We start from the raw sequence: 13,884 nt of genomic DNA on the forward strand, positions 1-13,884 counted from the left end.
TGGGGCCGTTGATCAAACGGGGGCTGGAGCCAGGCCTTGCAAGATTAGAGTCTGGCTGGGCCCTAGCCTGCGCGCGCCAATGGAGCCGAGGCGACCACGCCCTCCGGCTCGGCGACGTCGCGAGACGGTGAACCGGGATGCGCAGGCGACCAGGAGGCCGCTTCCGTAGCGAGACCTGTGCTCCGCACCGCCGACCGGGGTGTCGCTGAGACCGGCGCGACAGCTTCGCCGCAACCGCAGGAGGCCTGACGCAGGCCGACGAGATCGAGCACCTGGACCTTGCCTCGCCCGAAGCGCACGAGGTTCTGGCCCTGAAGCCGGGCGGCGGCGGCGTTGACGCTGGTTCTCTGGACTCCAAGCATTCCCCCGAAATCAGCCTGGGTGAGAAAGAGCGGCGCGCCGTTTCCGCCGCAGTGGAGCCGAACCAGCCATTTGGCCAGCCTTTCGGGCACCAGGTGAGAGGCGTTGCACGCCGCCTCCGTCGCCAGGGCGTCAAGACGGGCGGTCGCATGACGCGCCACGAGACGGGTCAGCCATTCCCGGCCCATGGCCTCCAGGAGGGGAGCGGCGGCGGCGCGGCAGACGACGGTGTCGATCAGGGCTCGCGCCTCCGGGCGACGGGCACCCGGTTCAAGAGCCTGATCCCAGCCGTGGACGGAACCGGCTGTCACCGCGGCCACGCAGATGCGGCCGCCGCCCGGGAAGAGGCCGACGACGCCCGAGAGGATGAAATAGAGCCCGCCGTCGTTCGGCAGGACCTCGCCGGCCGCCAGCGACGCCCTGTGACCACAGGCTTCTATCCGGGCCTGGGCGTCAGCAGGCAGGGCCTGGAATACCGGGTGATCCTGAACCTCAAGGCGAGAGCGAGGGGAAGAGGCCATGGCTGCTAGGCCGGTCGTGGTCTGCATGTCGCACTCCTAAGAGGGGGAGTGTGGCCCATGGCGGGGCGGTCGCCACTTACATGGGTTAGGAGACCGGGGGCCGGTGAACCGCGCCCGCGCGGCTGGACGACGTAGGGCCCGCAGCGGAGGAACCGGGAAAGGGCTGGATGGTTTTGCAAGCGTTGCCGCAGTGGGCGGTGCGGATTCTGGAGGTCATCCTGATCAGTCCCCTGATCGACAAGCTGTCGCGTCGAGATTCCATCTCTGACGAGGAAAAGGCCGTTCTGGCGGATGTGGTCGCGCCGCCGGTCACCCTGAAGGCCGGCGACAACATCGTCGAACAATATGATCGCCCGTCGCGCAGCACGCTTCTGCTCGAAGGCTTCGCGGCGCGATATGTCGTGCTGATGAACGGCGCGCGCCAGATCACGGAACTCAATGTCCCGGGCGACTTCGTCGATCTCCATAGCCTTCTCATGAGCCCGATGGATCATGGCGTGGTCTGTCTGACGGACTGCAAGGTGGGCTATTGCCCCCATGAGGCCCTGCGTTTCATTTCCCAGACCCAACCCCACCTGACGCGCCTTCTGTGGTTGGAGACCCTCATCGACGCCGCCGTGCATCGCCAATGGCTGGCGGGCTTGGGGCGGCGCACGGCTTTCGAGCGGTTCGCCCACTTCCTGTGCGAGGTCTATCTTCGCCTGGCCTCCGTGGAGCGGGCGGAAGGACATCGGATGGAACTGCCTCTCAGCCAGGCCATCCTCGCCGACGTGCTTGGCCTCTCGGCCGTCCACGTCAACCGATCCGTGGCCCAGCTCCGCGCCGACGGCCTTGTCGAATGGAGCGGACGCAATATCAGGATCCTGGACTGGGACCGTCTGGTGCGGGTGGCGGAGTTCGATCCGACCTATCTGCGCCTGGGGCGCGATCCGGTCTGAGCCTGTCCGGGCCGCAGCCTCAGTGACGCCCGGAGCGCCGGGGCCAATGGGGATGGGGCAGGCGTCGGGACGTCCGCATGGCGGGTGTCCGGCCCAGCAAGAAGGCGACGAGACGCCGCCAGAGCTCTTCAGGTCGAGGCATGACCAGCCTCCTCGGCAAGGGCGCATTCTGATCCTGCTCCGGGCAAGATCAAACAACATGGGTTAACCCGGCCTCTGGCGGACGCGAGGTTCTCTCGTCCGCCGCGGCGAAGCCCGCCGTCAGAGGCTTGGACCGCAGTCGGCGCTCAGGTTGGCGGCCTGGGCCAGGCTCGTGAGGTTCTGCAGGACCGCCCGCCCGGCTCTGTAATCGACCAAGGCGTTGCGCCTGAGCTGCTGCAGGGTTCGGTTCATATGCACGGCGCTGAGGCCCAGGATGTCCGCAAGAATATCCTGGGTCAGCGGCAGATGGAGCACCCCCGCCACGACGGGACCCAGACGCGCCTGGCGTTCGTGGAGCTCCAGCAGGAGATGGGCTGTGCGTTCGTAAGCGTTGAGCCGACCCAATCTTATGACCTGGCGCGCCATGCGCAGGCGTTCGGCCGTGCGGTAATGCCTCCAGGCTTCCAGCAGCGGCGGACTCTGCGTCCGCAGCTCGGACATGCCGGTCCAGAAGGCGGTGCCGTCGATCGTGACGACGTCCGTCAGGGCCCAGACCAGCATGTCGGTGTCGACCGCGCCGGATGCGACGATCATCTCGCCGGGCAGATTGAGGCCCACGATCTGGCGACGTCCGTCCTCCAGCATGGCGCCGCGTGCGGCCCAGCCCTTGAAGACCAGTCTGGCTTCATTGCGCTCCGGAGCCAGGATGACCGGGCTTCCCGCCGCATGGGTCTGCAGCACCCCGGTGAAGCAGTCCCGGATATAGGCGATGTCGTCGGCGCCAAGCGGCCCGAAACTGGACAGCATCCGCTCAAGCGACGCGGTGTGCCGGGTTTCGTGATGGGTTTCCGACTGATTCTTCATGGCCTTAGACCAACAGCATGGCTTCGGCGTTTTTGTTCTTCACATAGGTTGGTTTCGCGCGACTTGGCGCGCGGTTCTGAAGGCCCCGGACCCGATAGCCGGGCCCTCCTGTCTCAAGCGCATGTCGGCTCTTCGCGCCTCCGCGGTGAGACGGCGGGCAGGAAGACGGACGCCGCGACGTCTCCAGGGAGGGCCGCGGATTCCTGGCCGCCGTGTCCCCGAGGCGATCGGGAGGCGGCGCCGTCGGCGGCCAGGCTCTCCTTCAGGTGATCTTCTTGGCGGCTGCGAAGCCCAGGAAGAGGAAGATCACGAAGACGATCAATGCGAGGATGGCCAGGAATTTGGCGATCCCCGCTGCGGCGCCGGCGATCCCGCCGAACCCGAGAAGGCCAGCGACGATGGCGATGACCGCAAAGATAAGGGCCCATTTCAGCATACGAATTCTCCTTAAGCGCCGGAGCCAGCCCAACGTCGCCCCGTCTCGCAGGGTTCCAGAGTTTGGCCCGGGGGCCGCGGGCCCCGGGCCTTGATCCCGACAATCCGGATTTCATGGCTCGAAGCGATCGATATCGGGAAAGCCCTGGGTCGGGTTCCCGACCCAGATGACCCGCGGTGGAACCGGCGCCAGGGCGGGCTGTTGGCCTCGATGAGGTCTCCCGGGGGGGAGGCCTGCTTGACGGCCCGGTTTGTCGTTCGCCCGCTGCGCGACAGATCGGGTCGCTTCAATCCGGCGAGGCTGCAGGTCCATCTGCTCGCGGGGGCGGCGAGGAACAGCCAGGCTGAGGCGGCGTTGCCATAGTGAGCCGATTGAGAGGTCACATGATCCCCGAAGAAAGCCGTCGCCACGCCAAGGCCGCACAAGCCGTCCGGGAGGGGCGCCCTGTCGCTGCTCGTTATGTCCGGGGCGGAAGGCGCGGATCCCGGGTGCTCGCCATACTGGTCGCTTCCACGGCCGCCGTCGCCGTCCTGCTGCTCGCGATCTGGGCCGCAGCCAATGGCGTCTTCATCAATCAGAATCCGACAGACGCCCAGCAAGCGGCTGACGCCCGAGCCTTCGACGAGGCAGGTCCGCCCGCGCCGGATGTTGCGACGGCTGCAGCGGCTGTCTCCGACTAGACCATGAGCGCCGTCGCCGCCCGCAAATCCCAGGAGGCGGACTATGTTCGCGACCTGGGCCGCGCTTTCGGCGGCGCGCTGTTGTTCAGCTTGCCGCTTCTCATGACGATGGAGATGTGGGCCCTGGGGCACGCCGCGACGCCCGAACGACGCCTGGCCTTTACCCTGGCGGCCTTGCCCGTGCTTTTCGGACTGGCCCACTATGCAGGTTTCTCCGCGCGTCGCGGGGCCTTGAACAATCTCCTCGATACCCTGACGGCGCTCGCGGTGGGCTTTGTCACGGCGGGCGGGCTCCTGGCCCTCTTCAATGTTCTGGACTGGAGCTCGCCGGCCTCAGCAGCCGGTCAGGTCTCGCTGCAAGCTGTACCGGCCGCGCTTGGTGCGCTCGTGGCCCGACGTCAGCTATCGAACGGAGGGGGAGAGGGTGACGAGGATCAGGCCTCCTATCCGGGCGAGCTTTTTCTCATGCTGGCCGGCGCCCTCTACTTCGCCATGAATGTGGCGCCGACGGAAGAAATGCGGCTGATCGCCTATCGCGCTACGCCCCTGGGTGCGCTTGGCGTCCTGCTCCTGTCCGTAGTTCTTCTGCATCTCATCGTTTTCGAGGCCGGCTTCGCCGGCCAGGAGGACAAGGAGTCGCCGCTGCGCGCCTTCATTGATTTCACTCTGCCAGGTTACGCCCTCTGCCTCGTCGCCAGTTTCGCCATGCTGTGGACCTTCGGCGGCCTCGACGGCCATGGGCTCCAGTCGCTGGTCGCCAATGTCGTCATTCTCGCCTTTCCCGCCGCCATAGGCGCGGCGGCGGCGCGGCTTCTGGTCTAGCCATGTCCAGCCGCAGGCCATCTTCAAGCGCTTCGCAACCCTCGCGTCTTCAAGGCCTGTGCGCCCTGATCGGCCTGGCGGTGATCCTCGCCGCCATCGGGATTCTCGCGCGGGCCGTCGTGGTCGAGGCGAGGCCGCCTGACCTCATTGTCCAGGCAGAGTCGGTTCGAAGAGGCGCGGGCGGCTGGGTCCTGGAGGTGACCGTGGTGAACCGGGGCGACCTGACCGCTGCCGCCGTGGAGGTTGAAGGCGTGAGCGGGAGCGAAACAGCCAACGCCACGCTCGACTATGTGCCCGGTCATGGGAGCAAGGGTGCGGCCCTGGTCTTCACCGGGGACGAGCGCCCGCGTGCGGCCTTGCGCGTCCTCGGCTGGTCGAGCCCGTGAGGGCGAGCGCCGCCTTATCGCCTCGCTGAGGCGCGGCTGCCCTCCCGTCTCCCTTGTGTCGGGTAGAGGTCTCATCCCGCTCCAGGCCAGGCGTGGCGGCGATAGCGAGCGGTCAGGGCCATGAGGGGGGCGAAAGAGGGGGAACCCTCTTCCGGACGGGGGGCTTGTTTTTTCGCCATCACCAAAAAGGACAAGCCGAATGACGAGAGCGATCATCGCCTTGGGCGCCACAGTATTCCTGCTGGCTGCCTGCGGAGACAACAAGGCGGACGAGGGCCGTGTAGAAGGGCCGGTCGTGTCGGAATCCGAAGCCCCGCGCAATCCCGCCGTCGACACCGCGCCAGGCGGAGACGCGGCCCTGACGCCGGGCGCCAACTCCTTCACCGAAGCCCAGGCGCGCTCGGCGATCGAGAAGCAGGGCTATGCCGTGGTGGGGCCGATGAGCCAGGACGCCCAGGGCATCTGGAGCGCTACAGCGACGCGCAATGGCGCCGAGAGCAAGGTGTCGGTCGACTACAAGGGCGCGGTCAGCGCCTCCGCCAACTAAGAAACAAGATAAAGAAGGAGCTTCAAATGGCCGTAGTCACGCGACTTTTTGACAACCACAATGATGCGCTTGAGGCCGTGTCCGCCCTGGAGCGGGCCGGCGTCGAGTCCGACCGGATCAGCCTTATCTCCAATAATTCCGATAACTGGCATGACGGTCATGCCCATGCGGGAGACGGGCGCCGGTTCGGCGACATGAACGGCGACGGCGAGAATGACGTCGCCGAGGGAGCCGGGAAGGGCGCCGCGACCGGGGGCGTTCTGGGCGCCGGGGCGGGCGTGCTCGCGGGGCTGGGGATGCTGGCGATTCCTGGCCTGGGCCCCGTGGTCGCCGCCGGGTGGCTCGCTTCAACCGCCGTGGCTGCGGCGGCCGGCGCTGCGGTCGGCGGCGCCGCCGGCGGGTTGCTGGGCGCGTTGAAGGAGGCCGGTCATGACGAAGGCGAGGCCCAGGTCTACGCCGAAGGCGTCCGCCGCGGCGGGACCCTGGTGAGCGTCAGGACCGAGGAGTCTGATCGGGTCCGTATCGAGACGCTTCTCAACGACCGGCGGGGGTTCGATTCCCTGTCGCGCGGCGCGGCCTACCGCGAGAACGGGTGGTCGGGGTTTGACGCGGCCGCTGAGCCCTGGAGCGCTGAGCAGATCGCCGAGGAAAGGGCGCGCTACAACCGATAGGGTTTGTGGAAAGCCCTGACCGATCGAACCTGGTGAGCGGTGATGCGCTGCTTCAGGATCGAGGCAGGCCCTCCGTCGCAAGACGGGGGGCCGGCTGCTGTAAACGCCCGGTCGCAATGCGCCTGCAAACGACCCTCGGACGTGGCTGACGGCCGCGCCCTTGGAACAGATCGCGACCCGCCTGGTTAAGGGAACGGAGGGTGTTGCAATGATGATCCTGGCCTTGACCGCGGCCATCCTGTTGGATGCGTCGCCGAAGATCGACCGTCTCCCGAAGGATGAAAGACCCGTTGCGGCTGCGCAGCATGAGGCGCCGGCTCCGCTTCTGACTGTGGCGGTGACCCTGGAGTGCACCGCGCGGGCTGCGGGGCGGGTGGAGGATTGCCGCGTCCTGGGCGAGACCCACCCGGGTCTCGGCTTCGGCGAGGCTGCCATCGCCCTGATGCGCGACGCCGAGGTTGAGCCGGGCCGCAAGGATTATCAGTTCGCCCGCACGATCCAGTTCACGCCCTGAGGTGATTGTTTGCCGGCGTGCGCCGCTGGGGCGTGCGACCGATGGCCTCGGCCCAGGCCGAGAAAAACCAGCACAGGTTATTGCGCTGACCGCTCCGCCCTCTAGGCAGGGAGGTTCCCCGTCGCTCCACCCGAGGTCAGACTGCTGATGATGTTGTTCCGTCGCCCGCCCGCGGGATCGAAGACCGAAGCCTGGTCCGCAGCAGGACTGGCCCTGGTTCTGGCCTTCTTTCTGGCGACAAGCGGCGTGGCCTGGTTCAACGTTCAGGTGCTGAGGGCGAACAATCAGCAGATCATTCACACCCATCAGGTGATCGTCGCCGTCGATGACCTCCTGTCGACCGTCCAGGACGCCGAGACGGGCCAGCGCGGCTATCTGCTGACGGGCAACCCCCTCTACCTTCAGCCCTACGACATGGCGGCGGCCGCCGTGGAACGCCGTCTGGAGGAAGTGGCGCGCCTGACCCGGGACAACCCTGTGCAGCAGGCCCACCTGGGCCAGGTCCGCAGACATGTCGAAGCCAAGATGACCGAGCTGGACGCCACCATCCAGGCGCGCCGAAACGAGGGTCTGCAGGCCGCCGTGTCCAGGATGAATACGGATCGCGGCAAGGCGGAGATGGACGCCATCCGGAGCGAAGTGAATCTGATGAGGCAGGAGGAGCAGAAGCTTCGCCTCGCACGCCTTGAGGAGATGGACGCCGCCTATCGCACAGCCCTGGTCAGCGGCGTCCTGTCCGGGCTCCTCGGCGCGGCCCTGACCCTGGGCGTCTACGCCCTTATCCGGCGCAGCGCCCGTCAGAAGGCCCGCCAGGAGTGGATCCACAAGGGCCAGGTCGGGCTGGCGGACGCCATGATGGGCGATCAGTCCGTGGAACAGCTGGCGGACAGCATTCTGGCCTATCTGGCGCGCTACGCCGATGTTCAGGCCGCCGCCCTCTTCAAGGGCGAGGGCGGCCTGTTCCGGCGTGTCGCGGCGCTTGGCGTGCCCGCCGACGCGGCTATCCCCGAGCGTTTCGGCCCGCGCGAGGGCCTGTTGGGGCAGGTCGCCTCCGAAGGCCGCGCCCTGACGGTGCCCGAGGTCCCGGAGGGTTATCTGACGATCGGCTCGGCGCTGGGACGCGACAAGCCCCGGCACCTCGTCATCGCCCCGGGCCGCGCTGACGGCGAGATCAACGCTGTTCTGGAACTGGGCTTCCTTCGTCTTCCCGACGAGCGCCTCCTCGCGCTCCTCGAGGAAACCGCGCCGCTGATCGGCACGGGATTGAGATCAGCGCGCTACCGGGCCCGGTTGCAGGACATGCTGGAAGAGACCCAGCGGCAGTCCGAGGAACTTCAGGTCCAGAGCGAAGAGCTCCGGGTCTCCAATGAGGAGCTGGAGGAGCAGGGGCGGGCGCTCAAGGAATCCCAGGTGCGTCTGGAACAGCAGCAGGCTGAACTGGAACAGACCAACAGCCAGCTCGAGGAGCAGGCTCAGGTGCTGGAAACCCAGCGCGATGATCTGGAGCGCGGATCCGCAGCCCTGGGGCTCAAGGCGCGGGAACTGGAGCAGGCCAGTCAGTACAAGTCCGACTTCCTCGCCAACATGTCCCATGAGCTGCGCACGCCGCTCAATTCCCTGCTGATCCTTTCGAAGCTCCTGGCCGACAACCCCGACGAGACCCTGTCGGAAGACCAGGTCAAATACGCGCGCACCATCCAGTCTTCGGGCAACGACCTGCTGACCCTGATCAATGACATTCTCGACCTGTCGAAGATCGAGGCCGGCCATATCCAGGCCCGTCCGGAGGCGGTGTCCCTGCAGCGCCTCGGCGATGATATCCGCCAGATGTTCCAGCCGGTGGCCGACGATCGCGGCCTCGCCTTCGAGATCGACCTGGGATCGGGCGATGACGGGCTCGAGACGGATCGCCAAAGGCTTGAGCAGATCCTGAAGAACCTCCTGTCGAACGCCTTCAAGTTCACCGAGAAGGGCAAGGTGATCCTCTCGGTCTCGGACGCCGGGCCGGACGAGGTGGCCTTCGCGGTCTCGGATACGGGCATCGGCATCGCCCCGGACCAGCAGGACAGCGTCTTCGAAGCCTTCCAGCAGGCGGACGGCACCATCAGCCGCCGCTACGGCGGAACCGGCCTGGGCCTGTCCATCTCGCGCGAACTGGCGCGCCTGCTCGGCGGACGTATTGGCCTGGAAAGTCGGGCCGGCGAAGGCAGCGTCTTCACCCTGATCCTTCCTCGGACCTATGACGCCTCGCGCGTGGCGCCCAGAGAAGCGCCTTCCGGCGTGGCTCCGATCCCGGCGGCCCGGGCTCCGACCCCTCGAGCGGCGGAGGCGGCGACGCTCGCCCGGACCCTGGACGATGACCGCGATCATCTGGCCGGGACACGTCGCCTGCTTCTGGTCGTTGAGGACGACGATCGCTTCGCCGCCATTGTCCGGGACCTGTCGCGCGAGATGGGGTTCCAGTGCATTCTGGCCGGGACGGCCCAGGAGGCTCTCAAGCTGGCCAAGCGCTATCGGCCCAACGCCGTCGTGCTGGACATCGGCCTGCCGGACCAGTCCGGCCTCACCGTGCTCGACGTGCTCAAGCGCGACGACGACACCCGCCATATTCCCATCCATGTCGTCTCCGCCGACGATCACAGCCAGACCGCCCTGTCGCTGGGCGCGGTGGGCTATGTGGTGAAGCCCGTGGGACGCGAGGCCCTGGCCGAGGTGCTGCGATCGCTCGAGGAGAAGCTGACGCGAACCGTGCGGCGCGTCCTCATCGTCGAGGACGACGTGGTTCAGCGCGAAGCGGTCAGCAAGCTGCTGGAGTCGGGTGATGTCGAGACGGTGGGCGTCGGCACGGCCGCGGAGTGCCTCGAGCAGCTCAAGAGCCAGACCTTCGACTGCATGGTCCTCGACCTGACCTTGCCGGACGCGTCCGGCTTCTCCCTGCTGGAGACCCTCAGCCGCGAGGGCGGGCAGGGCTATCCGCCGGTCATCGTCTACACAGGCCGCGATCTGTCGCCGGAGCACGAGCAGCAACTGCGTCGCTATTCGAACTCCATCATCATCAAGGGCGCCAAGTCGCCTGAACGGCTGCTCGACGAGGTTTCCCTCTTCCTCCACCAGGTGGTCTCGGAGCTGCCGCCCGAGCAGCAGAAGATGATCCGCAAGGCCCGCCATCGCGACGCCGTGCTGGAAGGGCGTCGGATCCTCATCGTCGAGGACGATGTGCGCAACATCTACTCCCTGACCAATGTCCTGGAGCCGCGCGGCGCCCGCATCGAGATCGCGCGCAACGGCAAGGAGGCGATCGAGCGCCTGGAGCAGTCCGCCGAAGATCCCGAGCAGGCGATCGATCTGGTCCTGATGGACGTCATGATGCCCGTCATGGACGGTCTGGCCGCCACGCGCGAACTGAGGAAGGACCCGCGCTGGCGCGACCTGCCCGTTCTGATGCTGACGGCCAAGGCCATGCCCGACGACCAGGAGCGCTGCATCGCTGCGGGGGCGAATGACTACATGGCCAAGCCTTTGGACGTGGACAAGCTGCTCTCGCTCGTGCGCGTCTGGATGCCCCGTTGAACGCCGTCGCGCCCCATGCGGTGGAGGATATAGAGATCCAGCTGCTGCTGGAGGCCCTGTTCCAGCGCTACCACTACGACTTCCGTCACTATGCGCGGGCCTCGATCAAGCGCCGCCTGCTCCAGGCGCGCAGCCATTTCGGTCTGCCCAGCCTGACGGCCCTTCAGGAGCGGGTTCTGCATGATCCGGAGATGCTGCCGCGTCTGCTGGGTTTCCTGACGGTCCAGGTCAGCGAGATGTTCCGGGACCCGGCCTATTTCCGGGCCCTGCGCGAACAGGTGCTGCCGCACCTGCGGACCTATCCCTTCCTGAAGGTGTGGGTCGCGGGATGCAGCGCCGGCGAAGAGGTCTATTCGCTGGCCATCCTGTTCCGGGAGGAAGGCCTTTTCGAACGGACGATGTTCTACGCCACGGACATCAATCCCGATGCGCTGCGGGCGGCGGAGGCGGGGGTCTATTCTCTGGATCGCATCCGCAAGTTCACCGAAAACCACCAGAAGTCGGGCGGTCGAACCTCGCTGTCGGACTACTACACCGCCGACTACGGGCGAGCGGTCTTCGACAAGTCCCTGCGGGCCAATGTCGTCTTCTCGGACCACAGCCTGGCGTCGGATGCGGTTTTCGGCGAGATGCAACTGATCTCCTGCCGCAATGTGATGATCTATTTTGATCGCCCGCTACAGGACCGCGCCGTCGGCCTGTTCAAGGAGGCGCTGGCTCGCAACGGCTTCCTGGGCATCGGATCCAAGGAGAGCTTGCGCTTCTCGCGGCACGCCGGCGCCTTTGCCGACTTCGTGCCGGAAGAGAAGATCTATCGCAGGCGCGAGCCATGACGCCTCATCCCGCCCGCGCTGTCGTGATCGGCGCCTCGGCCGGAGGCGTGCAGGCGCTGCTCGCCCTCCTGCCGTCGCTTCCCGCCGACTTTAACCTGCCGATCCTGGTGGTCCTGCACGTGCCCGCCGACCGCAGCAATGTGCTGGCGCCCCTGTTTGCGTCCAAATGCGCGCTCACCGTGAAGGAGGCAGAGGACAAGGAGCCGGTGGAGCCAGGCGTGGTCTATTTCGCCCCTTCCGACTATCACCTCCTGGTCGAGGCGGACGGCGCTCTCGCCCTTTCGTCCGACGAGCTGGTCAACTACTCCCGCCCCTCCATTGACGTCCTCTTCGAAAGCGCCGCTGACGCCTACGGCGCCGGTCTGGTCGGCCTGGTCCTGACGGGGGCCAATGAGGATGGAGCGGAGGGACTGAAGGCGGTCGCCGCCGCCGGCGGTCTGGCCTTCGTCGAAGACCCGGCCTCCGCCCATGCCCGCCCCATGCCGGAGGCCGCCCTGCGCGCCTGTCCGGTCGCACAAGTGATGTCGCTCGCGCGCATTCTCGAAGTTCTGAAAGGTCTAGGCCAGGCATGACGAGCCCTGACAACCCCATCCATCTCCTTCTCGTGGACGATCTCGAGGAGAACCTCCTGGCCCTTGAGGCCTTGCTGAAGCGCGACGGCGTGGCCTGTCTCAAGGCCCGGTCCGGCGACGAGGCGCTGGAGCTTCTGCTGGTGCATGACGTCGCCCTTGCCCTGGTCGATGTCCAGATGCCGGGGATGGATGGTTTCCAGCTCGCGGAGTTCATGCGCGGCAACGCCAATGCGCGTCACGTTCCGATTATCTTCGTCACCGCTGGCAGCGCCGATCAGCAGCGGCGCTTCAGGGGCTATGAGGCCGGAGCGGTGGACTTCATCCAGAAGCCCGTCGAGACGGACATCCTGAAGAGCAAGGCGAACGTCTTCATCGAGCTCTACCGCCAGAGGCAGGAGATCCTGTCGCATCGGGACGAGCTCAAGGCCTATGCGGCGGCCCTCAGCGCCGCAGACCGGCGCAAGAACGACTTCATCGCCATGCTCGGACACGAGCTGCGCAATCCCGTCATGGCCTTCCGGGCGGGGCTCCAGCTGCTGGAGAGACAGAAGGATCCGGAAAAGAGCGCTCAGATCCACGCCCGGATGGAGGTCCAGGCCCACCATCTGTCGCGGCTGATCGAGGATCTGCTGGACGTCGCCCGCATCGACCAGGGCAAGATCTCGCTTCAGCGCGAGCGGGTGACCGTGCAGAGCATCATCGACTCGGCGGTCGACACCAGTCGACCCAAGATCGACGCCGGGCGCCACGACCTGACGGTGGACGTCCCGGGCGCGCCGATCTGGCTCGACGGCGACTTCACCCGCCTGTCCCAGGTGGTGAGCAATCTGCTGACCAATGCGGCCAAATATACGCCGTCGGAGGGGCGGATCGAGGTGTCGGCCAACCGGGTGGAGGGCCGCGTGCGGATTGATGTCGCCGACAACGGCGTCGGCGTGCCTCAGGAGATGCAGGTCCGGGTCTTCGATCTCTTCACGCAGTCCAAAGGGCCGGACGACCGGTCGCGCGAGGGTCTGGGGATCGGCCTCGCCCTGGTGCGCCAGCTGGTCGAAATGCATGAGGGCGCCGTCGAACTGGAGAGCGCCGGGGCGGGGGCGGGGAGCCGGTTCACGGTCTGGTTCCCGGTTGTCGGCTAGGCAGGCTGCGCCGGCTTTCGGACAGTCGGGAACCGGCTGATCGCCGAACGGTTCGTACTGCGAATGTAGAGCTTGTCGGCCTCCGGGGGCGACGGCTCCAGTCAGGAGCAGGGCATGCGGAAAATGGTCTTGGGGAGCGAGCGACGGGCGAAAGCCGGTGAGAAAGAACCGCGGGCGGAAAAGCGGTTGCGGCCTGTGGCCCCCCGGAAGGCCAAGGCTGACGCCGTCGCCAAGGCTCGGGCTGTAGCGCCTGACCTGGCCGCGCGGATCGGCAGCACCCCCGCCACCAAATTCAGGGGGGATCCCGACATCTTCGGTCGGCTGGTCGAGGACCATGATCGCCATCGCGCGCTCCTGGCCATGCTGGAGGAGACGAAGGGGAAGTCTCCCGACCGCGAGCGCCTCTTTGTGGAACTGGTTCATGAGCTGAAGGCGCACGCCGCGGCAGAAGAACAGGCGCTCTGGTCCAGCGTGCTGAGAAACCCGGACACCACGGACTTCGCCCGCCACGCCATCGCCGAACACAAGGAGATCGATGACCTTCTCGCGGATCTGGCCGCGCGGGACATGGCGTCTCCCGGATGGATCCGCCGTTTCGCCGCCCTGCGAGAAGAATACCTCCATCACATCCGCGAGGAGGAGCAGGAGCAGTTTGTCGCCGCGGAAGAGGTGTTGAGCCTTGCGGATCGCCGCTTCATGCGGACGGTCTTCAACAGGCGCAAGCAGGAAGAGAAGGCGGCCGCCGAGGTCGAGAAGAAGATCCGCCTCAAGGCCTGATATCGGTAATCCGGGGGGGGCGCCGCGGCGTGACATTGCAACAGGGACTGGCGTTCGGCCTCGTTGCGCCGACCTTCGGCGCCTCTATCTGGGGCCGGTTTCGCTATGATTTTGTA

At 66.7% G+C, this 13,884-nt stretch carries 15 protein-coding genes; 12 read left to right on the forward strand and 3 right to left on the reverse strand.

The window, feature by feature from the left end; genetic code table 11:
• Window positions 1-62: 62 nt before the first annotated feature.
• On the reverse strand, window positions 63-908 hold the full coding sequence (locus CQ039_RS02580) for a Crp/Fnr family transcriptional regulator (protein ID WP_105562256.1): 846 nt from the start codon (window positions 906-908) through the stop codon (window positions 63-65).
• 140 nt (window positions 909-1,048) lie between these two features.
• On the opposite strand from CQ039_RS02580, the gene CQ039_RS02585 reads away from it, so the two are divergent.
• Window positions 1,049-1,819: a Crp/Fnr family transcriptional regulator gene (locus tag CQ039_RS02585; protein WP_105562255.1), complete on the forward strand. Its 771-nt coding sequence runs from the start codon at window positions 1,049-1,051 to the stop codon at window positions 1,817-1,819.
• A 261-nt stretch (window positions 1,820-2,080) separates the two neighbouring features.
• On the opposite strand, the gene CQ039_RS02590 is transcribed toward CQ039_RS02585, so the two are convergent.
• The gene (locus CQ039_RS02590) at window positions 2,081-2,824 is read right to left on the reverse strand and encodes a Crp/Fnr family transcriptional regulator (RefSeq protein ID WP_105562254.1); all 744 of its coding nucleotides are present in this window, start codon (window positions 2,822-2,824) and stop codon (window positions 2,081-2,083) included.
• Window positions 2,825-3,086: 262 nt separating this feature from the next.
• Complete coding sequence (locus tag CQ039_RS02595; RefSeq protein WP_105562253.1) at window positions 3,087-3,260, reverse strand: DUF1328 domain-containing protein; 174 nt, start codon at window positions 3,258-3,260, stop codon at window positions 3,087-3,089.
• Window positions 3,261-3,643: 383 nt separating this feature from the next.
• Between CQ039_RS02595 and CQ039_RS16510 the strand changes: the two genes are divergently transcribed.
• From CQ039_RS16510 to CQ039_RS02650, 11 genes are all read left to right on the forward strand, one after another.
• Window positions 3,644-3,940 carry a hypothetical protein gene (locus CQ039_RS16510; RefSeq protein ID WP_146112113.1) on the forward strand — a complete coding sequence of 99 codons (297 nt, stop codon included), beginning with the start codon at window positions 3,644-3,646 and terminating at the stop codon, window positions 3,938-3,940.
• 3 nt (window positions 3,941-3,943) lie between these two features.
• Window positions 3,944-4,762, forward strand: coding sequence for a TIGR02587 family membrane protein (locus CQ039_RS02605; RefSeq protein ID WP_105562251.1), 819 nt, complete (start codon window positions 3,944-3,946; stop codon window positions 4,760-4,762).
• A gap of 2 nt (window positions 4,763-4,764) precedes the next feature.
• Window positions 4,765-5,148 carry a hypothetical protein gene (locus tag CQ039_RS02610; protein ID WP_105562250.1) on the forward strand — a complete coding sequence of 128 codons (384 nt, stop codon included), beginning with the start codon at window positions 4,765-4,767 and terminating at the stop codon, window positions 5,146-5,148.
• 199 nt (window positions 5,149-5,347) lie between these two features.
• Window positions 5,348-5,695: a hypothetical protein gene (locus CQ039_RS02615; protein ID WP_105562249.1), complete on the forward strand. Its 348-nt coding sequence runs from the start codon at window positions 5,348-5,350 to the stop codon at window positions 5,693-5,695.
• A gap of 26 nt (window positions 5,696-5,721) precedes the next feature.
• On the forward strand, window positions 5,722-6,366 hold the full coding sequence (locus tag CQ039_RS02620; protein WP_105562248.1) for a hypothetical protein: 645 nt from the start codon (window positions 5,722-5,724) through the stop codon (window positions 6,364-6,366).
• A gap of 208 nt (window positions 6,367-6,574) precedes the next feature.
• Window positions 6,575-6,880, forward strand: a complete 306-nt coding sequence (locus CQ039_RS02625; protein WP_105562247.1) for an energy transducer TonB — start codon at window positions 6,575-6,577, stop codon at window positions 6,878-6,880.
• A gap of 150 nt (window positions 6,881-7,030) precedes the next feature.
• The gene (locus CQ039_RS02630; protein ID WP_105562388.1) at window positions 7,031-10,450 is read left to right on the forward strand and encodes a response regulator; all 3,420 of its coding nucleotides are present in this window, start codon (window positions 7,031-7,033) and stop codon (window positions 10,448-10,450) included.
• Window positions 10,447-11,283, forward strand: coding sequence for a protein-glutamate O-methyltransferase CheR (locus CQ039_RS02635; RefSeq protein ID WP_233190119.1), 837 nt, complete (start codon window positions 10,447-10,449; stop codon window positions 11,281-11,283). Before CQ039_RS02630 ends, CQ039_RS02635 begins: the two co-directional genes overlap by 4 nt.
• Window positions 11,280-11,855, forward strand: a complete 576-nt coding sequence (locus CQ039_RS02640; protein ID WP_105562245.1) for a chemotaxis protein CheB — start codon at window positions 11,280-11,282, stop codon at window positions 11,853-11,855. The genes CQ039_RS02635 and CQ039_RS02640 overlap by 4 nt, the downstream gene beginning before the upstream one ends.
• Window positions 11,852-12,991, forward strand: coding sequence for a hybrid sensor histidine kinase/response regulator (locus tag CQ039_RS02645; RefSeq protein WP_105562244.1), 1,140 nt, complete (start codon window positions 11,852-11,854; stop codon window positions 12,989-12,991). The genes CQ039_RS02640 and CQ039_RS02645 overlap by 4 nt, the downstream gene beginning before the upstream one ends.
• A 114-nt stretch (window positions 12,992-13,105) precedes the next feature.
• Window positions 13,106-13,768 carry a hemerythrin domain-containing protein gene (locus tag CQ039_RS02650; protein WP_233190118.1) on the forward strand — a complete coding sequence of 221 codons (663 nt, stop codon included), beginning with the start codon at window positions 13,106-13,108 and terminating at the stop codon, window positions 13,766-13,768.
• Window positions 13,769-13,884 lie beyond the last annotated feature (116 nt).

This window comes from Brevundimonas sp. MYb52 (genome assembly GCF_002979535.1).
GTDB lineage: Bacteria > Pseudomonadota > Alphaproteobacteria > Caulobacterales > Caulobacteraceae > Brevundimonas.